Annotated in this window: 12 protein-coding genes; all 12 read right to left on the reverse strand. The window is 29.1% G+C overall.

Annotated features, from left to right (window positions below):
• Positions 1-102: 102 nt before the first annotated feature.
• Positions 103-948, reverse strand: a complete 846-nt coding sequence (locus tag EJL03_RS06510; RefSeq protein WP_125153156.1) for a patatin-like phospholipase family protein — start codon at positions 946-948, stop codon at positions 103-105.
• Between the two features lie 143 nt (positions 949-1091).
• Positions 1092-2129 (reverse strand): 5-oxoprolinase/urea amidolyase family protein, encoded by a 1038-nt coding sequence (locus EJL03_RS06515; protein WP_125153157.1) that lies wholly within the window; start codon positions 2127-2129, stop codon positions 1092-1094.
• Between the two features lie 11 nt (positions 2130-2140).
• Complete coding sequence (gene pxpB, locus EJL03_RS06520) at positions 2141-2869, reverse strand: 5-oxoprolinase subunit PxpB (RefSeq protein ID WP_125153158.1); 729 nt, start codon at positions 2867-2869, stop codon at positions 2141-2143.
• A 14-nt stretch (positions 2870-2883) separates the two neighbouring features.
• Entirely contained in the window at positions 2884-4068 is a 1185-nt protein-coding gene (locus tag EJL03_RS06525; RefSeq protein ID WP_125153159.1) for an NRAMP family divalent metal transporter, read from the reverse strand.
• 30 nt (positions 4069-4098) lie between these two features.
• Positions 4099-4869: a LamB/YcsF family protein gene (locus EJL03_RS06530; RefSeq protein WP_125153160.1), complete on the reverse strand. Its 771-nt coding sequence runs from the start codon at positions 4867-4869 to the stop codon at positions 4099-4101.
• A gap of 130 nt (positions 4870-4999) precedes the next feature.
• Entirely contained in the window at positions 5000-6724 is a 1725-nt protein-coding gene (locus EJL03_RS06535; protein ID WP_125153161.1) for a phospho-sugar mutase, read from the reverse strand.
• A gap of 217 nt (positions 6725-6941) precedes the next feature.
• The gene (locus tag EJL03_RS06540) at positions 6942-7976 is read right to left on the reverse strand and encodes a DUF4430 domain-containing protein (protein ID WP_125153162.1); all 1035 of its coding nucleotides are present in this window, start codon (positions 7974-7976) and stop codon (positions 6942-6944) included.
• Between the two features lie 67 nt (positions 7977-8043).
• Positions 8044-11163, reverse strand: a complete 3120-nt coding sequence (locus EJL03_RS06545) for a DUF4430 domain-containing protein (RefSeq protein ID WP_125153163.1) — start codon at positions 11161-11163, stop codon at positions 8044-8046.
• Between the two features lie 80 nt (positions 11164-11243).
• Positions 11244-13280, reverse strand: coding sequence for a cell wall-binding repeat-containing protein (locus EJL03_RS06550; protein WP_125153164.1), 2037 nt, complete (start codon positions 13278-13280; stop codon positions 11244-11246).
• A gap of 23 nt (positions 13281-13303) precedes the next feature.
• Entirely contained in the window at positions 13304-14338 is a 1035-nt protein-coding gene (locus EJL03_RS06555; protein WP_125153165.1) for a DUF4430 domain-containing protein, read from the reverse strand.
• A 66-nt stretch (positions 14339-14404) separates the two neighbouring features.
• Positions 14405-16495, reverse strand: a complete 2091-nt coding sequence (locus tag EJL03_RS06560) for an Ig-like domain-containing protein (protein WP_125153166.1) — start codon at positions 16493-16495, stop codon at positions 14405-14407.
• 63 nt (positions 16496-16558) lie between these two features.
• Complete coding sequence (locus EJL03_RS06565; RefSeq protein WP_125153167.1) at positions 16559-22573, reverse strand: DUF4430 domain-containing protein; 6015 nt, start codon at positions 22571-22573, stop codon at positions 16559-16561.
• Positions 22574-22613: the final 40 nt, after the last annotated feature.

Consider the following 22613-nt stretch of genomic DNA (forward strand, 5'->3'; position numbering starts at 1 on the left):
TGCAATATTTTTTATATTACCCCTTCATTTTATCAAACTTTTAAGCTTTTGTATATATATTTTTATAGTTTTTTGAAGCTTTTTTATTTTGAAATTGCAATATTACTTTATCCATTCTTTTACCTTTTTATAATATGTTTTTCCTTGCAAATAACCCATATTGTATAAATTTTCAAGTTTATCTGTGTTTTTCTCTATCCTACTGACTTTAATATGAATTTCTGGCCTTATAACTAATACTTTACCTTCTTTTTCTAATTTATCTATATAATCTAAAGTATCATTATACATTTTGTATCTATTCTCCATAGCATTTATTAGCCCAGCATATTTATAATAAACTGCTTTTAACAATCTTTTATTTTTGAATGGTTCTTTTCTGTATCCTTTATGTCTTGTAAGTATAATAACATTTTTATTGTTACCATCTTTTATAGATTTTTTTATAGGTATGGAATCGGATATCCCTCCATCTAATAAACACATTCCTTTATAATTAACTATTGGTGATATGAAAGGTAAACTACTAGATGCCCTCACAATTGTTAAAATATCCTCACTATTCTTATGACTAAAATATACAGGTTTCCCAGTGTTACAATCTGTAGCCACAATTTTAAGTTCTTCATTACTATTAAAGAAAGTTTGAAAATCAAATGGTTCTAAAGAATTTGGAATTTCATTATATATAAAATCCAACCCCAATATACTCTTATATTTAAATAAGTTCTTATAACTTAAATATTTAGGGTTATTTATGTAATTTACTGTTATAACCTTGTTCCTACCTATTTGTCTTGATAAATATGATGTAGCATTACAGGCCCCCATAGAAACTCCTATAACATATGGAAAATAGATGTTTTTTTCCATAAAAAAATCTAAAATTCCTGCTGTATAAAGGCCTCTCATGCCTCCACCTTCTAAAACTAATCCTATATTTTCCATTTTCATCTTCCTTTACTTAGAAAAGTTTAATTACCTTATAAGCATACATTAGAAAAGCTGATTTTTCTATTTTATTTTTATTATGTAACAAAATGTTAACAAAACATTAGAGCATACAGATTTTCCCTGCATGCTCTAAAATTTTATTTATATTCTTCTACTAAAACATTATAGCTCTCTCCACTAACATTGATATAATATCTTTTGCTCTTAATTATTTCTTTTTTTACCCTTTCAATAGAATTCTTTATTCTTTCAATTCTATTTTCATATTCTTTAAGTAAGTTTGCTGCTTCCTGTAAAGAAACTCTTATAAATTTTATTTTGTCTTTTGATTTTCCCTGAGCAAGTAATGATATATCTTGTGAAATAACAGTTGCAATTTTAGCATACCCCCCTGTTGTCTGCCTATCCGCCATCATTATAATTGGCATGCCATGTGCAGGAACTTGTACGGCTCCTAATACTATGCCATCTGAAACTATGTCTGCCCCCTTTACATGCTCTATTTTTTTACCCATAAGCCTATATCCCATTCTATCTGCCTCATTTGTTATCTCATATTCAGAACTTAATAAAGTTTCTATACCACTATCAGAAAAATAATCCTCTTGAGGTCCCATAACAACCCTAACATTAATATTATTTGAGTAAATAGGTTTAAATTCATCTTTTATATTCCTATCTACAACCTTATCTAAATCTATATTGTTTTTTAATAAATTAAGTTCATCTTCTGCCTTTAATGCTTTTCCATTTAGCCCCCCAACATTAGCCTTAATATAAGTTGATTTGCTTCCCATAACCTCTGTTACGTCTATGCCTCCTAAAAAACATATATAGCTTCTGGAACCACTTTTTATTTTACCAAAGGATAATACATCCCCAATATTTACCCTTAAAACCTTCCACATATCTACTTCCTTATTATTTATTTTCGGACTTAAATCTGCTCCAGTAATTGCTATAGCAGTGTTTACATTAAACATTAATTCAGCACCTATCATAGTAATTTCTAAAGCACCCTCAAATTCTTTATTTTTAAGTAAAATGTTTCCTATTCTAAGAGAAAATTCATCCATAGCTCCAGCAACAGGCATTCCAAATTTTTGGTATCCAATTCTTCCTCTATCCTGAATTGTAGTTAAAAGTCCCCCTTTAATCACTTTTATATCAGCCAAAATTTTCACCTCTATTCCTTACATTTTATAATTATCTCATAGTTATCATTTTCTATTAATTCTAGTATCCTTTTATAATCTTTTTCATCTATTGGAACGAATCTTAAATAATCTCCTGGATTTAATACTATTGGTGGCTTTCTATTAGAATCATAAAGTCTTAATGGAGTTTTACCTATAAGTTGCCATCCTCCAGGGCTTTCAATAGGATATATGCCCGTTTGTTTTCCGGCAATTCCCGTAGATCCTGCTGGTATTTTAGTTCTTGGAGTACTCAATCTTGGAGTTTCTAACTCCTTAGGAAGCCCTCCTAAATATGTGAATCCAGGTGTAAACCCTAACATATATATAAGATAATCCACAGAAGAGTGTAGTTTTATCACCTCATCTTCAGTTATATTATTATGCCAAGCTACAAATTCTATATCTGGTCCATATTGATTCCCATAAATAGTAGGTATTTCTATTATATTAGGTGATGGAAGTGCTATATTTTCAATATTTATATATATTTTTTTTAGCTGTGATATTAAATTTTCTATGGAAATTATTAATGGATTATACTGAATCAATATAGATCTATATGTTGGAATTATTTCTATAATTCCCTCAATACTACTTGTATTTATAGCAATGTTCATACTTCTTACTTTATTATTAATATTTTCATTTATTTCCTGTCCAAATTCTAGTATAACCCCTTTATCACCTGCTATTAAATACTTTGGCTCATCATACAATTAAAATCCCTCCTCTATAAAAACAAGTTTTTAATTCCAGCAAATGATTTTATTCCTGCGTAAGATGATAAAATCACAACAATTATACCTAAAACTAAAAGCCATTTAGGATGCTTATAATCTCCAACTATATCCTTATTAGTTGATGCCACAAGCATAATTGCTAAGGTAATAGGAAGAATTAATCCGTTTAAAGATCCTGCTAATATCAGTAATTTAACAGGTTGTCCTATAGTTATAAATATAATTGTAGAAATAGCTATAAAAGCAATTATCCATTTATTAGAATTTTTATCAATAGATATAAAAAGAGTTCTTAAAAAAGATACAGAAGTATATGCAGCACCAACCACTGAAGTAAGAGCTGCAGAAGCTATTACAACTCCAAAAAATTTATAACCTATATTACCAACAGCTATTTTAAAAGCTGAAGCTGGCGGATTTGCTGGATCTAATTTATTTCCCCCAGTTACTACACCAAGTACAGCTAAAAAAAGTAGTACTCTCATAATTGATGATACAAATATACCAATAGATGAAGATTTAGTTATTTCATTTATATTATCTTTTCCCGTTATACCTGCATCTATAAGCCTATGCCCTCCTGAAAAAGTGATATACCCTCCTACAGTTCCACCAAGTAAAGTAATCATAGGGAAAAAATCTATCTTCTCTGGTATAAAACTTCTTTTTAATGCCATACCCACAGGTGGCTTTGTACTTATTGCTACATAGGCTACTAGTAAAATCATTACTGCTCCCAATACTATAGTTAATTTATCCATAACTTTTCCCATTTCTTTAGATAAAAATATAAGAATACACAAAGCAGCGGTAATTAAAGCTCCCACTTTAAAATCTAGTCCAAATATTACATTCAATCCCATAGCAGCACCGCCAACATTTCCTATATTAAAAGCCAAACCACCAATTGCCACAATAAATGCAACAAAATATCCAAGCCCTGGTAATATTTTATTCGAAATATCTTGTGCTCTCATATTGGACACCCCAATTACTCTCCATACATTAGACTGTGCTCCTACTGTTAATATTATTGAAATTAATATTACAAATCCAAAATCCGCCATATATTTCTCTGTAAAAACTGCTGTTTGTGTTAAAAATCCAGGTCCTATAGATGAAGTTGCCATTAAAAATGCTGCTCCCAAAAGAGCAGATAAATTTTTTTTCCCCATTAAAATTCCCCCTCTTATAAATAAAATATATTATATAAATTCCTTAAGAGGAGTTATTTTGATATTTTCCTCTTCTAGCTTTTCCCTAATAAATTTAACAAACGCAACTGCCTGAGAATTATCACCATGTACACATATTGAATCTGCATTTATATTTATATCTTCTCCCGTTATAGCTGTCACCTTCTTGTATTTAATCATAGATATTACTCTCTTTATTGCTATATTTTTATCTTCAATAATAGCTCCCTTTAATTTTCTTGAAACTAAAGTTCCATCTGCATTATAAGATCTATCTGCAAATACTTCCTCTGCAACTTTAAGTCCAACTTCTTTTCCCGCCTTTATCATTTTGCTACCTGAAAGTCCAAGTAAAATAATGTTTTTATCGAAATCGTATACAGCTTTTGCTACCTCTAAAGCTAAATTATAATCCACCGCTGCCATATTATAAAAAGCCCCATGTAATTTAAAATGCTGAATATTCTGTCCCTTTAATTTACAAAATGCCTGCAATGCTCCCATTTGGTATATTATATAGTCTCTTGCTTCTTCTAAACTTATATCCATTTTTCTTCTACCAAAACCAATTAAATCAGGGAATCCTGCATGAGCACCTATGCCTATCTCTTTTTCGTATGCCTTATTTACTGTACTTTTCATAACCCTCGGGTCTCCACCATGAAATCCACACCCAATATTTACTGAAGATACATATTTTAATACCTCTTCATCCATGCCTATAGTATAGTTTCCAAAACTCTCCCCAACATCACTATTTAAATCTACTTTTATCTCCATAATACCCCTCCTACGATAATAAACTTATGTTTCTTAACTTATATTTCTATAATTATATATCCTTTCCCTTTTATTTTCTAAATAAAAATACACATACTACTATTTTAATAGCAATATGTGTATAAAGTAATCATTTTACTGAATTTAATTTACCTATAATAGCCTGCTCCATTATCTTTAATTTATTTTCCCCTGCTTCTAATGTATCACCCTTTGAATACATATAAATCTTAATTTTAGGCTCTGTACCTGAAGGTCTAACAGCATACCAGGATTCATCATCTAATATAAACTTAAGAACATTTGACTTTGGAATTTCACTTTTACTTTCTTTTCCTAAAATCAAATCAAATTCCTTTCCAATCTGCAAATCAATATATTTTATAACATTAGAATCACCAATTTTATTTGGGAATTCACTTCTGTATACATCCATCATTCTACCTATTCTCTGTTGCCCCTCTACACCCTCAAGAACTAAAGAAATAAGTTTTTCTCTGTAATATCCTAATTCCTCATAAGTCTCATTTAATACATCAAGAAGAGATTTTTCTAAAGTTTTATAATAAGCTGCTGCCTCACATAAAAGCATAGAAGATATAACTGCATCTTTATCTCTTACAAAATCCCCTGCTACGTATCCAATACTTTCTTCATAACCAAATATAAATTTATATTCACCAGTCTTTTCAAATTCATTTTCTTTTCCACATATATTCTTAAAACCTGTTAGAGTTTCAAAAGTTTTTACACCATACTTTTCTGCTATTGCCTTTCCCAAATCTCCTGTTACAATAGATTTTATAATAGCACCATTAGAAGGTAATTGTCCCTTATCATCTTTACTTTCTAATATATATTTAATTAATATTGCTCCTGTTTGATTGCCATTAAAAGCTACATATTCTCCATTCTTATCCTTAACCATTATAGCTAATCTATCACAATCTGGATCCGTTGCTATTAATATTTCTGCTCCTACACTTTTACCTAAATTTTCAGCATACTTAAATGCTTTCACATCCTCAGGATTAGGATAGCCAACTGTCGTAAAATCTGGATCTGGATTTTCTTGTTCAGGAACAACTATAATATTAGTAAATCCTCTTTCTTTTAACACTGTTCTTACTGGAATATTCCCTGTGCCATTTAAAGGAGTATAAACTATCTTAATATCTTTATCTATATTATCCCTAAGACTTAAAGATTTTACCTTTTCAATATATTCACGATCTATTTCTCTTCCTATTACTTTTAGGAGTCCTTTTTCTTTTGCTTCCTTTTCTGATATTTTCTTTATATCATTAAAACTTTCTATATTATTTATATTCTCAGTTATAGGATCTGCAATATATGATAGAATTTGTGCTCCATCCTCCCAATATACTTTATACCCATTATATTCTTTAGGATTATGACTGGCGGTTATAACTATCCCCGAAATTGTATTAAGTCTTCTCACTGTAAAAGATAACTCTGGTGTAGGTCTTAAGCTCTCGAAGAGATATGCTTTAATTTTATTAGCTGCTAAAACTAAAGCCGCTGTTTTAGCAAATTCATCAGAATAATGCCTACAATCATATGCTATAGCAACCCCTCTTTTCATAGCCTCTTGACCTTGAGTAACTATAAAATTTGAAAGTCCTTGGGTAACTTTTGCAATTATATATTTATTCATTCTATTTGTTCCTGCAGCAATCTTCCCCCTAAGACCTGCTGTACCAAATTCCAAGCTCTTATAAAATCTGTCTTCTATTTCTTTTTTATTATTTCTTATTCCTCTTAACTCTTCTTTAGTTGCCTCATCAAAATAATCATTATTTAACCACTGTTGGTAAACCTTAATATAATCCATAAACTTTTCTCCTTTCCAATGGACTTAACCTTACTATAGTATTTAAAATTTATTAGATAAATATGTTAATTAATATTATTTTATCAGATAACATAAGAAATGTGGATAATAAAAAGGTATTATCTTAGAATTAATTGAAAATTATATAATATTTTCTATATAAATACAAAAGGTTAGTATTCTAACTTTAGAATACTAACCTATATAAATAAAATACTTATTTTACTATTACAGTAACAGGTTCTGGTCTTACTATATCTTTTAAGTTACTACTATTAATTCGTTCTGCAGATAACCTATATGATCCTTTTTTACTAAACTTAATAGTGGCTTTACCATTGCTATCTGTAACAGCCTTTAATGGACTTCCATTAACATATATAGTAGCTCCTTTAGCAGGTTCTCTAAATTCTTTCCAAGTATTGATATCATTTTTGATACCATTTAATGTTACCGTAATAGGTTGTCCTACATTTACACTTTTAGCACTCACACTCATTTCCGTAACTAAAGTATCAAATCCATAAGCACCAAAATACCATAAAATTTCATCCCCATCTTTTATTGGTCTTCCTTGACACCCTACACTTGGCAGTACATTATTCACTCTATACATCCAGCCTGATGTACTTCTATAATCAAACTCCCTATTACCACCAATCATAGCTATATATAAACTCCAACCATAATCTTGAAGATCATAACCTACTCCCTTTTTATACCCTTTATCACTTAATAATTTAACTAAAGCATGAGCATTTGTTGGTTCCTTAAATTTATCTACTCCCCAACCTTTTGAAGCTGTGGCTGATGACCCTGTAGCAGGTCCTGAATAAGGATTTAAATCAAAAATTCCAGTGGTAACCTTTGTTCTTGGTATAAATGTTTTATCATATCCCTCCACCCTTATATACACAGTCCTATTGTTTGAAGTGTCCTTAACTTTAGAACTAGTAGAGGGAGCCACAGTTTTTTGATTTGATTTATTTGTTTTATTCTCTTCCTCCTTTTTTCCCTCTTCTTTTTTATTTTTTTCTTCCTTCTTTTTCTCCTGTTTTTTCTTATCCTCTTTCTTTTTATCTTCCTTTTTCTTTTCTTCTATAGTTTTTGTATCTTTATCATCCCTTTGTATTACCCTAGTATTATTTGAAGTAACTTGGCTACTCTTTTTATATCTATTGAATAAAAACCCTACAATAAATACAATAAAAATAGCAGTACAGGCTATAATTAATTTTTTTTTATCCTTCATTTTATACCCTTCCTTCATTAAACATATTATTGGCCCTTCTTTATATTACTTCATATGATTAAAATAACTAATCTAATTTTAAAACTATTGGATTAGCTAAGACATTCATCTTTTCTGTAGTTAAGTCATCACATACTATAGCTTTAATTGTATATTTTCCTTTTTGCGGTATTACAAATCCACCTTCAAATTCTTCACTTTCTCCTGCTTTTAATATTTTTTTAATATAGCTATAGTTTATCATCTCTTTAGTATTATCATCATACAATACTATTGCCAATGTAACTTCCTTCTCCTCTTTATAATTATTTTTTATATTAAATTTTAATTCTGCACTAGAACCTCTTTTTATATTTTCTTTAGAATTTAAATTTTCTAAAGCTATTTGTGACTCCTTTGGTATTTCCTTGTCTAATACCTCTATATATAAAGGTATAGGTCTTACTATATCTATCTTTTCTCCATTAGTTGTATTATCTGAAGCATATCTTATAAGTGAAATTTTATACTTTCCAGCTTCTTTGAAATTTAATATAGCCTTTCCTTTCTTATCAGTTTTTATTTCTAAAAGTCCATTATATTCTTCTTCTTTTCCCTGTACCATTTTAGTTACTAATACCTTTGCATCACATAAAGGACTTTTTATTTCTTTATAGTCTTCTATACTAGTTTCAACTCCTGAAGCTGTTAATAAGATATTTTCATTTACCTTAACCTGATTTTTATCTACATGAATTTCCGAGTATTTGTTTTTAAATCCAAATGCTGCATAAAACCAAGTAATTTCATCTCCATCTTCTAAATACTTACCTGCAGCTCCTACATTTGGCATTGCTCCATTAACTCTATAAATCCACCCTGAAAATCTACCTTGATCAAATTCCTTATCTCCATCTATATCCACCATATAAAAAGGTTCCTTAAAAAAATATTTCCCTTTACCTTCTTTACCTTCTTTTCTTTTTTCAAAGCCATTATCAATTAAAGTTTTTAATAATGTATGCGCATGGGTAGGTCTTTCAAAATTTCCATCTAACCCTAAATTACACATATCCTTTGTAGCAATCTTAATTTTTCTTCTTTCCAATATTGTGTGATTATAACCTTCTATTCTTATATATGCTACATATTCATCTGTAACAGTAATATCTACACTTTCTTTTATTGAAACATTATCCTTTAAAATAGCAGTTAAAGTAACGGTACCATTTCCTATAGCTGTTACTTCCCCTGTTTTTGAATCTACTTTTACAACTTTTTCATTACTACTTGTAAATATAATTTCCTTATCTAATATTAAATAATTCTCTTTATCTACTGCCCTAGCCTTTAAAGTTATTTTATCCTTTGGATGAAGTTTTTCTTTACTACCTTTAACAACTATTTTATGAACTAAAATATTAGACTTATATATTAAAGTATATTCTTTTTTATCACTATTACCTGCTTTGTCTTTAGCTATTATTTCAATAGTGTTTTTTCCTTCCTTTAATGAAGCACTATAATTATCCTTATCTTTAGACAATATACTGCCATTACATTTTACTTCTGGAATTATAACTTCATCTATATTGTCCTTTACTAATACATTAAATACTATATCTTTTCTGGATACCACTGAATTATTTTCTATGCCCTTTACTATTATTTCAGGTTTTTCTATATCCTTTCCTAAAAGATTAACGTATCCTATATTAATTAAATTTTTATGATAATTTATATATATAGGAAATTTTCCTTCTTTGGAAGTTATTTTACCCTTTATATTTCCATTTTCCCCTGTTTCTCCAATCAAATAATCTTCCTTTAATTGGTTCCAATAACTTATATCATATGGATTCCAGTAAACCTTTATTCCTGGTGCTCTTTTTCCATCTATAGTTATATTTAAATTAAATTCTTCACTGCTAATAATATTTTCAGGAAATGTTGCCAAAATTTTAGGAAGTACTACTAAAATACTCTTTTCTTGGGATCTAATATATCCTTCCTTTTCCACATAGAAACTATACTGAAATGCCTCATTTAAAGTAATTCTTCCTTTACCTTCTTTATCTGTTACTGTGTATTCATCACGTACTGTACTAATTAGGGCTCCCTCTACTGCCTTACCCTTTGAATCCTTTGCAATAATTTCAAAGGGCTCTCCTGCTATGCATTTTTCGGGTAGTTCTATTTGTAATTCTTCTGTAGCTCCATTTTGTGAACATATAATATTGTCCCCTGTTTTAATAATTAAGTCTCTTGGATTTTCTATAACCTTTCCATTTGCAATTACTGAAAAATGCGGTTTCCCTTTCTTTCTTCTAGAAAGTTGAAGTAATTTACCATTTTCATCAAATTCAGGTGAATAATATTTTTTACCTGGAGAATATACAGGATAATTTAATACAGTTTCTAAATTTGTTTCCCTTCCTGGTATTCTAATTTCTTTATAAAAATCCATATCACTTTCTAATTCTACTCTTAACACTGTTTTTACTACATCTTTTAAAACCTTCACCTTAATTTCAATGCAATATTTAGGGTCTTTTTTTATGCTAGCTTTTATAATTGATTCTCCCACTTTTAATGCTGTAACTTGTCCATTTTGATCAACTGTTGCAACTTCACTGTTTAAGCTTTCCCATATAAGCTCTTCTTTAATTTCATCACTATTTTTATCATTTATAATAGCATTAAATATATGTTTTTCACCTTGCCCCATTAATAGGTCTTTTTCCTCGGTTTTTATAACATAATCCTCTTTAAGTAATTTTAGGGTTTTTATTTCACTTTTCACTTTTCCTTTTCTAGCCTTAAAATACATTGTACATGTAGCATTATTATTTTCTACTTTTATTATAGCCTTTCCAAATTCATCTGTTTTTCCTTTTAAATGTATATCAAAATTCTCATCATCAACCCAGGTATCAAATAAACCATATGCAATTTCTGCATCTTTCACTGGATTTCCTTCACTGTCTGTAACTTTAATTTCGCAAGGGAAACTATTTATAGTTTCCTTAGGTAAAATTATATTTAATTTTTCTGAAAATATTTCATCTTTTCCCTGCTCTTTCACTTGAGTTTCTTTAGTATTTTCTGCATAAACTTTTTTGAATTCTGTTATATTTATAGAAGAAAATACCATTAAGAATGTTAGTACTAAGGTAAAAAATCCTTTTAACTTTTTCTTTTTAAACATTATAAGGTCCTCCTAATTTAGCTTTAATACAAAACTTTAGTTTCAAAAGGAGCTAACCCTCTGAAACTAAAGTTTCTTTATTATTGTAGTAATAGATTTACTATAGCATCCTTCACCTTTTTATTTACTACTGCCTCTCCACCTAAAATCATTACACCATCTGTTTTATCCTTATCTAAAAACTTAATTTGTTTATTTAAATTTGTCTCATTTATAAGTAGTAAAGAGCCATTAACTTCCCCTGCTAAGGCACTTCCAGATAAAGCATCTGGATAGTTTTCTCCTGAAGCTATAATAACTGTTTCATTATTTTTAAAATGCTGATTTACATTTAATGAAGTTTCATATCTGTTTTTACCTGCTAATCTAGTTATATTACTACTGGAAGATAATGATTTAATTTCATTTTCAATATTTTTGCTTAAAGCTCCTTCTCCACCAATACAAAAGACTTCAGATGGCTTTGTTTTTTTGATTAACTCTTTGGCAAAATCCGGCATACTATCCTTCTCACTTAATATTATTGGATATCCATTTATACTTGCTGGAGCACTAACACTTAATGCATCTGGAAAATTAAATCCATTAACTATAACTACTGGAGTATTATTTTTTACACTTAACTTGCTAACTATTCCTCTACAAGTTTCTAATCTATTTTTACCCCATATTCTTGTTACATTTTTAAATCCTAATTCACTAAAAGTTTTCTCAAAATTAGTATTTACTACTCCTTCTCCTCCTAATATGTATATTTTCCCATCTTTTTCTAAATTCTCTTTAATATAATTTATTATATTTAAACTATTCTTAGGATCTTTCTCAACTAATAATATTGGCGCTTCTAATTTTTTTGCAAGAACACTTCCGCTTAATGCATCTGCAAAGCCATAGGAAGAAGATATAATAATATTTTCAAATTTTTTATTCCCTTTTTCAGAAGCTAGTTTTTTAGCTATATTTAAAGAAGTTTCAAATCTATTTTGTCCAAATATTCTTTGTACTCTATCCTCTCCTGTAGCTACTATTAAATCATCATCAATATTCTCTTCTGGCTTATTTTCTTTATCACTACCATTATTAAAATCCTTAAATGTTTCAGGAAGTTTTTTATTATCAAACCAGTATATAGATGGTCTTTTATTTGAAAATTCTTTATATGCTACCATAGCCTGATAAGCCTGTTCTGTTGACATTCCGTTAACACCTTCACTGCCATCCATTAAATGATAAAACTCTCCATTTGATTGTTGAAATCTTAATAGGTTCTCTACCAAATTTCTATCCTTAGTAAACTCTTTTGATGTAGGATCTATTCCATTTGCACAAAGTCCTATAATTGTTTGAGCACAACTTTCAGAATTATTCTCTGTAAACCAAGAATTAAATCCACCATCTTTTCTTTGTACCTTAGAAAGCCATTTAACAGCTTCCTCTATGGCAACTTTGACCTTTTTACCATCTTTACTTACATAATCATGATGTGGCGCAAGTGATATAAGAGTCATAGATGTAATGTCTACATCACTATTTTTCCCATTCATGTTTAAATCCCATCCACCATCACTATTTCTATTTTTAAGTATATAATCTAGCATATATTCTCTTGTGTATTTAGCACCACTTGGAATTTCATATCCCTTGGCATCTAAAGCAATAAGTCCATATATAACTCCATTTAATCCTTGAAAATCTAATCCTCTTTTAGGATTTTTAGGATCTTTAAAATTATATATTTTATCAAGCAAATTATATCCACCTATATTTCTTGGATCTCCCCCTGCTGCTACTACTCCTAAAGTTATTCTTTCATAATCCGTTACTTTATAAAAATATCCTTTAGAATCCTTTATAACTTTTGCAACACTATTTAAATAACTACTATTATAATTTGCTGGTAATTGAAGACCAGACTTATTAAAAGCTACCGTCTTCCAATCACTACTATAAGTGCCGTTTTTAACAATAAATTTATGCACCTTGTCTATAGATACATTGGCTTTATTTAATAAATCACTATTAGCCGCCTTTACAGATAATATATTTAAATTTATAGTTGTAAATACAAATATAAACATCATTAAAAAGGCTAATTTTGATTTTATATTTTTTTTCATTATATTCCCTCCATATTATAAAATTATTTTACAATCACAGTAATAGGCTCTGGCCTAACTAAATCTTTAAGGTTACTACTATTAATTCTTTCTGCTGATAATTTATATGTTCCAGCTTTACTAAATTTTATAGTAGCCTTCCCAAAATTATCTGTAACAGCTTTTAGTGGACTTCCATTAGCGTATATAGTAGCTCCTTTAGCAGGTTCCCTAAATTCTTTCCAGGTATTAATTTCATTTTTTATACCATTTAATGTTACTGTAATAGGCTCACCAACTTTTAAAGTTTTAGTACTTACACTCATTTCCGTAACTAAAGTATCAAATCCGTAAGCTCCAAAATACCATAAAATTTCTTCTCCATCTTTAATAGCTCTTCCTTGACAACCTACATTTGGCAATACATTATTAACCCTATACATCCATCCTGATGTACTTCTATAATCAAATTCCCTATTACCACCTATCATAGCTATATATAATCCCCATCCATAATCTTGAAAATCATAATCTGATCCTTTATTTAATCCTTTGCTTTCTAATAATTTAACCAAAGCATGAGCATTAGTAGGTTCTTTAAACTTATCTGCTCCCCATCCTTTAGATGCTGTAGCAGAAGAACCTGTAGCTGGTGACAAATATGAGTTTAAATCAAATACCCCTGTAGTAACCTTTGTTCTAGGAATAAATGTTTTATTATATCCTTCTACTCTTATATATACAGTTTTTTTATTGCCTACTTCTTTCTTTTTAGGACTAGTTGATGAAATATTACTATTTTGTTTAACTTTATTTGACGTGGTTTCTTCTTCCTTTTTCTTTTTTTCTTTCTTTTCCTCTTCTTTCTTTTTTACCTCTTCCTTCTTTTTTTCCTTTTTTTTCTTTTCTTCCTTCTTCTCTTCTATAAAATTACTGCCCTTTTGCTCTTCTTGTATTACCCTAGTATTCTTTGAAGTAACCTTACTATTTATTGAATTATATCTTTTAAATATAATTCCTCCAATTAATATAATCAAAACAGCAACAGAGGCTATTATTAACTTTTTTTTATCTTTCATTTTATGTGATTCCCCCATGCATATTAAGATGTGATGTATATGTTTTATCATATACATCACAATACCTTAATTAAATTTTCCTACAACCACATTTCTATCTTTAATATATTTAGAATCTAATACCTTCCATGTACCATTTTTACTATCATAAGAATTTATCTTTAATCCTTTTTTTCTTATATGTTTCATTTTATTTTCATCAACTTTTATACCTACACTACATCCTAACAAATTTAAATTTTCTACTTTCCCATCTTCCTTTATTTTAAGTAATTCCATTTTATATGGAATAGCTACAATATTTTTATTATTTAAACTATCTTTTATTTTTTCTTCGTATCCTTTATTTGCTAGTGGTGTTTTCCTTATTTCAATGCTCTCTTCTAAATTTATATCCTTAACACTATTTCCACTAATTCTAAACTCCGAATCATCAAAGGAAATTCTTATTCCAAAATTTTTATCCTTCATATAATTTACTATAGAAGATTTTAATTTAAATACAGTATTTTTCCCTTTAGAAACATTTATCTTTATAGGAACTACCTTCAAATCTTCATCTATTTTTACATTCTTATATTTATCTTCTATTTTTCTTAGAATTTTAATTCCACTATTAATTTTTGATGTAATAATACTCTCACTTATAGTAACTACCTGCTTATCATTTTCAGTAGTAATATTTAACTCCTTTTCACTAACTGAGTTATTTTCAAGTTTATTTTTTAATTCGCTTAAAGCCTTTTCCTCTTCCTCCTTACTAGTAGAAGATGATCCCCCACCAGAAGAAGTGCCACTTCCAACTTTTACTACTATAGGTTCAGGTTTTACAATATCTATTTTTTTATTACCACTATTTTTATACCTAATAGCTGTTATTTTATATGTGCCATCATTATCAAATTTTATTTTGGCTTTACCACTTTCATCAGTTTTTAAAACCTGTCCATTTAATTTATATTCCTCATCATCCACAAGAATTGTAGCATCATTTATAGCCTCTTTTATCTTTCCATAATCGTTAACTTCCCCGGATCCTTCTGCTCCTACAGTTTTTATTCCATCTAATTCTAATAGTATTTCTTCTCCAGGCTTTACTTGTGTTTTGTTTGCTTTAAATGTAGTAAATAATGTTTCAAAACCATAGGCTCCATAAAACCAAACAATTTCATCCCCTTCTTTAAGTGGCTTTCCATTGCATCCTACTGGTGGTAGACTACCATTTACGCTATACATCCATCCTGACATTGGACCTTGATCAAATTCCCTATCTCCATTAATCATAGACATATATAAACTCCATCCATAATCTTGAAGATCATAATCTATATGATTATCATTTAATAATTTGGCTATTGCATGGGCATTACTTGGCTTTTTAAATTTTTCTACTCCCCATCCTTTAGAAGGCGTAGCAGAAGAACCTGTTGGCTTCCCTAAATAAGGATTTAAATCAAACAATGAAACCTTTACCTTAGTTCTTGGAATAATTGTTTCTCCATATCCTTCCACTCTCATATATACACTTACTTCTTTATCTTTTGGAACAGTTCCACCACCTGAACTACCGCCAGAACCACTTCCCTTTACAATGGTTACCAAACAGCTATCCAATATATTTTCATCTTTTATAGATGAAACAGAAATAGTAGCTTGTCCTTCTTTTACAGCCTTTACTTCTCCATTTTCACTTATAGTAGCTATTTTTTCATCTGAAGATTTCCAGATTAAATCTTTATATGAAGCATTTTCTGGTGTCACCGTAGCTATTAGTTTTTCACTTTTTCCTTCCTCTAATTGAAGTTTTGTCTTATTTAAAGATATCTTCTCTATATCTACCTTATTTTTTGTAGAAAAATCAAATCCTTTTAACTCTCCTCCAACATTTATATTCCCTTTAAAGTCCATGTTATCTAAAGTTTTAAACTTAAATGTGAAATCACCATTTTTATTGGTCTTGTCTGCATCTATATAATATTTTCTATCCCCATTATAAGTCTGTATCATTACATTTTCTTGTAAATGATTTGATGAGCCCTTTATTATTACCTCATTTCCATTAACACTTATATCCAAATCTATCCTTGCAAAAACTGTACAGGTCATACTCATTATTATTAGTATAAAAGCTATAAAACTTTTCCAAATCTTTTTCATATATTCTCCTCCTTACCTTAAGGGGTACTATAATGTTTTAAAACATTATAGTACCTAACTTAACTATTCTACTTTTATTAATATTGGATCTGCTAATACATTCATTTTTTCTGTGCTTAAATCATCACATATTATAGCTTTAACTACAAAATTTCCTTCTTTAGGTATTATAAAGCCACCTGCAAAATCTTCCTTTGCTCCAGCTTTCAAAGTTTTCTTAATATAACTATAGTTTATCATCTCATTTGTTTTACTATCATAAAGTACTACTGCCAAAGTTATTTTTTTATTTTCTTTTCCATTATTTTTGATGCTTAATTTAGCCTCTGCACTAGAGCCTTTCTTTAGACTTTCCCCTGGCAATAAATTTGTAACTTCTATAGCATCTTCATTATTCTGTTTTCCAAAATAATAAAGTGAATTTTTACCATAACAATATTTTGACCCTGAATTAATAAATATCTTATAGGCTAATAATGCCTGATAAGCTTGCTCAGTTGCCATGCCATTTACACCTTCACTGCCATCCATTAAATGATAAAACTCACCATTTGGTTGTTGAAACCTTAATAAATTTTCTACTAAATTTCTATCCTTAGTAAACTCTTTAGATGTAGGATTTATTCCATTTGCACAAAGTCCTATAATAGTTTGAGCACAGCTTTCAGAATTATTTTCTGTATTCCAAGAATTAAATCCACCATCTTTTCTTTGTACATTTGAAAGCCATTTTACAGCTTCCTCTATGGCAACTTTAACCTTTTTACCATCTTTACTTACATAATCATGATGTGGTGCAAGTGCTATAAGAGTCATTGATGTAATATCTACATCACTATTTTTCCCATTCATGTTTAAATCCCATCCACCATCACTGTTTCTATTTTTTAATATATAATCTAGCATATACTCTCTTGTGTATTTAGCACCATTTGGAATTTCATATTCTCTACTGTCAAGAGCTACCAATGCATAAATTACACCATTTAATCCCTGAAAATCTAATCCTCTTTTAGGGTAATTAGGATCTTTAAAATTATATATTTTATCAAGTAAATTATATCCACCTATATTTCTTGGATCTCCCCCTGCTGATACTACTCCTAAAGCTATTCTTTCATAATCAGTTACTTTATAAAAATAGCCTTTAGAATCCTTTAATAATTCTGCCACATTCTTTAAATATTCAGAATTATAGTTTTCTGGTAATTTAAGACCAGATTTATTAAAGGCTACTGACTTCCAATCACTACTATATGTGCTATTTTTAATTATAAAATCATGAACTTTGTCTATAGCTTCATCTAAGTTTTTTTCTACTACAGGCTTATCTTTTTTATAATTTAATCTAATTACTTCTGTTACTGTATTTTTACTGCTGTTTGTGGCTTCTATATAAATGGTATTAAGTCCATCTTTCAATATTACTTTGTACTTACCATTTTCTTTTGAAATAACTTTATCGTTTAATTTTACTATTGGTTCTAACTTACCATCCTTTTTGTCTATAGCTTCCACTGTAAATAATACTTCTTTTTTATCTGTTACTCCACTTTCTATACCCTTTAATTTTATTTCCGGTAAATTTTTATCTTGTGTATCACAAATAATTTTTATAGTTTTTTCTACAACATTTCCATCTTCATCAACAGCTTTAATTATTAAAGTATTTTCTCCCTCTTTTAATACTGCCTTATAGCTATCATCTTTCCCTGTTAATAATTCATTATTGCATTTTACAATTGGAGTTATTTTCTCACCTTTATTATTCTTTGCTGTTACTGTAAAAGTAATCTCTGATTCATCAAAGGTTTGTCCATGCATAATTCCTTTTAATGAAATATTAGGTTTTTTATCATCCTTTTTATCTATTACATTAATCTTTATAGGATTTGGTCTTATAATATCTATAAGTTTTTTTCCATCTATTCTTGTAGCTGAAATTTCATACTCTCCTGCCTTGTCAAAAGTAAGAGTAGCGTTTCCAAATTTATCTGTCTTTATAATTTTCCCATCTTTACTATATGGTTTCCCATTTACAAGAACTGTAGCTCCCTGTACTAACTTCTTAATTTGCTGATATCCACCTTCATATCCATCTAATTTAATATTTACCTCTTCATTTAATCCTACTTCCTTTGAATTAGCAAAAATTTTTGTATATATGTTATCAAATCCATAAGGTGAATACATCCAAACAATTTCATCACCATCATTTAATGGAACACCATTACAACCCACTGGAGGTAATTTATCATTTACTCTATAAAGCCATCCTGACGAACCTTTATGATCAAATTCTCTATCACCAGCAATCATAGCAATATATAAGCTCCAGCCATAATCTTGGAAATCAAATAATTTTGATTCATCTTTATCTTTAGCCTTCTTTTGTCTAAACCCTGCATCTATTAAAGCCTTTACAATAGCATGAGCATTAGTTGGTTTGTCAAATTTACTTACATCCCAACCATTTGACTCTCCCGCACTACTTCCACTTGCTTTACCTAAATGTTCATTTAAATCAAACACTCCTACCTCTAGTTTTGTTCTTGGTAAAATTGTATGATTATATCCCTCTATTCTTATATACACTTCATATTTATCTGTAACTGTAATATCTACACTTTCTTTTATTGAAACATTATCCTTTAAAATAGCAGTTAAAGTAACAGTGCCATTACCAATTGCTATTACTTCTCCTGTTTTTGAATCTACTTTTGCCACCTTTTCATTACTACTACTAAATATAATTTCTTTTCCTAGAATTGCATTATTCTCTTTATCTACTGCTGCAGCCTTTAAAGTTATTTTATCCTTTGGATGTAGTTTTTCTTTACTACCTTTAATAACTATTTTATTAACTGCAATAGCAGACTTATAAATTAAAGTATATTCTTTTCTTTCACTATTTCCTGCTTTATCTTTAGCAATAATTTCAATAGTATTTTCTCCATCCTTTAATGAAGCCTTATATTTATCCTTATCTTTAGTTAATATACTCCCATTACATTTTACTTCTGGAATAATAACTTCATCTGTATTATCCTTTACTAATACATTAAATGTTATATTCCTTGTAATTACCACTAAGTTATTATCTATACCTTCCACTATAATTTCAGGTTTTTCATTATCCTTTCCTGAAACATCTATAAACCCTAAGCTTACTAAATTATCATTATATACAGCATATACATAATATTTATCTTCTTTTAAATTTAGTTTACCCTTTATATTTCCATTATCATCTGTTATACCTATTAGCCTGTCTTCATGTAACAAATGTGCATAAAATATTTCCTGACTTGCATGATATATTTTTACCCCTGGTGCTACTTTTTCATCTGCAGTAAAATTAATATCAAACTCTTTATTATTATCTACCTTTTTAGGAAATTCCCATTTAAGTTTTGGTAAAAATACATTAATTTTTTTATTCTCAGCTCTAACATAACCTTTCTTTTCAGCAATAATAGAATGTGAATCTTTTTCATTTAATATAATAGTTTTCTTGCCCTCTTTATCAGTTTCCCCATGATCTTTATACCTTTCTTTAATCCATGCTCCTTCTACCCTTTCTCCTCTCTCATCTTTTGCAACCACCTCAATAGGTGTGCCTGATTTACATTCTTTAGGCAATTCTACTTCTAACAATTTTGTAGCCCCATTTTGTGAGCAAACAATACTGTCCCCTGTTTTAATGATTAAATCCTTTGGCCTTTCTATAAACTTTCCATTAACAAATACTGAAAAACATGGTTCTCCTTTTTTCCAATTATCAATATGAGTCAATTTACCATTTTCATCAAATTTAGGTTTGTATTTTGATTCTTTGTCCATCCCAAAATAGGTTGGGGCTTTTAATAAATTTTCTAAATTTATTTCCTTTCCTGGTAACCTAATTTCACTATGATAATCCTTTTGGCTGTTAAGTTCTATTCTTAACATTGTTTTTACTACATCTTTTAAAACCTTTACCTTAATTTCAATGCAGTATCTAGGATCTTTTTTTATACTAGCTTTTATAATTGTTTCTCCCACTTTTAATGCTGTAACTTGTCCATTTTGATCAACTGTTGCAACTTCCCTGTTTAAGCTTTCCCATATAAAATCTTCTTTAATTTCATCACTATTTTTACCATTTATAATAACTTTAAATATATGTTTTTCACCTTGCCCCATTAATAGGTCTTTTTCCTCGGTTTTTATAACATAGTCCTCTTTAAGTAGTTTTAGGGTTTTTATTTCACTTTTCACTTTTCCTTTTCTAGCCTTAAAATACATTGTACATGTAGCATTATTATTTTCTACTTTTATTATAGCCTTTCCAAATTCATCTGTTTTCCCTTTTACATGTTTATCAAAATTACTAAGCCAAGTGTCATATAAACCATATGCAATTTCTGCATCTTTCACTGGTTTTCCTTCACTATCTATAACTTTAATCTCACAAAGAAATCCATTTGTAGTTTCCTTAGGTAAAATTATATTTAGTTTTTCAATAGCATCCTTTTCTTTTACTTCCACCATTAATGCCTTGGTTCTAGATGTATTAGATTTTTCTGCTACTATAAAATACTTTCCTTTTTCTAGTTTTATTTTTGCTTTTCCTTCACTATCTGTTTTTACTTTTGTGTCTATAGGTTTTATTTTATTTTTATTTATACTCTTATAATCATATTCACTTGATTTATAGTATTTAATTTCTGCTCCACTTATTGCTTTTCCATCTTCACTTTTACATATTACTTCAAACTCTTCTCCTTCATTTACAGTGCTGGCCCCTTCTAAAACTGTCCTTCCCATTGCTCCGTTTCCATTTATTACTATATCTTCATCTTTTAAATAGCTTGCTGCATAAGGACTAAATGACCAAAAAGACTTTCCTCTTACCCCTTCTATAGCGTTAACGAATCCTCCTGATTCAACTACTTCTAGTCCTGCTGCTTTTAATACATCCTTATTTTGTGATCCTTTTTTAACCTGCACTTCTGTTTCTGGTAATATTGTATATTCTGGTCCTTCTACTCTTACCTTTACTTTTACTTTTTCCTCTGCCTTTTCTTTTACTTCCACCATTAATGCCTTAGTTCTGGATATATTAGATTTTTCTGCTACTATAAAATACTTTCCTTTTTCTAGTTTTATTTTTGCTTTTCCTTCACTATCTGTTTTTACTTTTGTGTCTATAGGTTTTATTTTATTTTTATTTATACTCTTATAATCATATTCACTTGATTTATAGTATTTAATTTCTGCTCCACTTATTGCTTTTCCATCTTCACTTTTACATATTACTTCAAACTCTTCTCCTTCATTTACAGTGCTGGCCCCTTCTAAAACTGTCCTTCCCATTGCTCCGTTTCCATTTATTACTATATCTTCATCTTTTAAATAGCTTGCTGCATAAGGACTAAATGACCAAAAAGACTTTCCTCTTACCCCTTCTATAGCGTTAACGAATCCTCCTGATTCAACTACTTCTAGTCCTGCTGCTTTTAATACATCCTTATTTTGTGATCCTTTTTTAACCTGCACTTCTGTTTCTGGTAATATTGTATATTCTGGTCCCTCTACTCTTACCTTTACTTTTACTTTTTCCTCTGCCTTTGTCCCAGGAACATTTTCTGAATTTTCTAAGACTTTAAATTCTACCTCATCATTTATATTAGGATTATTCTTTAGTGCTGCTTTTATAGCTATAGTTCCTGATCCCAATGCCATAAACTTATTAGAAACCTTTTCATCCATTCTTCCTAATTTTTCATCACTTATTGTAAATACTAAATTTTCTGTAGGAATAGTATTTTCTTCGTCATCCTTTACTTCTATATTTGTGGTTTCTCCTACTTTTATTTTTGAAGATTTATTTACTATTTTTATAGTCTTTTCCTTATTATTTTCTTCTTTATACTGAAATTTCTCATCTTTAATAGATTTTTCAGCATTATTTTCTTTTGTGTTTTCCGCATGGACTTGATTAAACTCTACTATGCTAATATTTATATAGGAAAACATTATTAAAAATGTTAGAAACATACAAAGAGTACTTTTAAATTCTTTCTTTTTAAACATATCTGACCTCCTATTTTAATATGTACTTGGAAAGGCTAAT

Origin of the sequence: Clostridium rectalis, assembly GCF_900626095.1 — a bacterium.
Classification (GTDB): domain Bacteria; phylum Bacillota; class Clostridia; order Clostridiales; family Clostridiaceae; genus Clostridium_AS; species Clostridium_AS rectalis.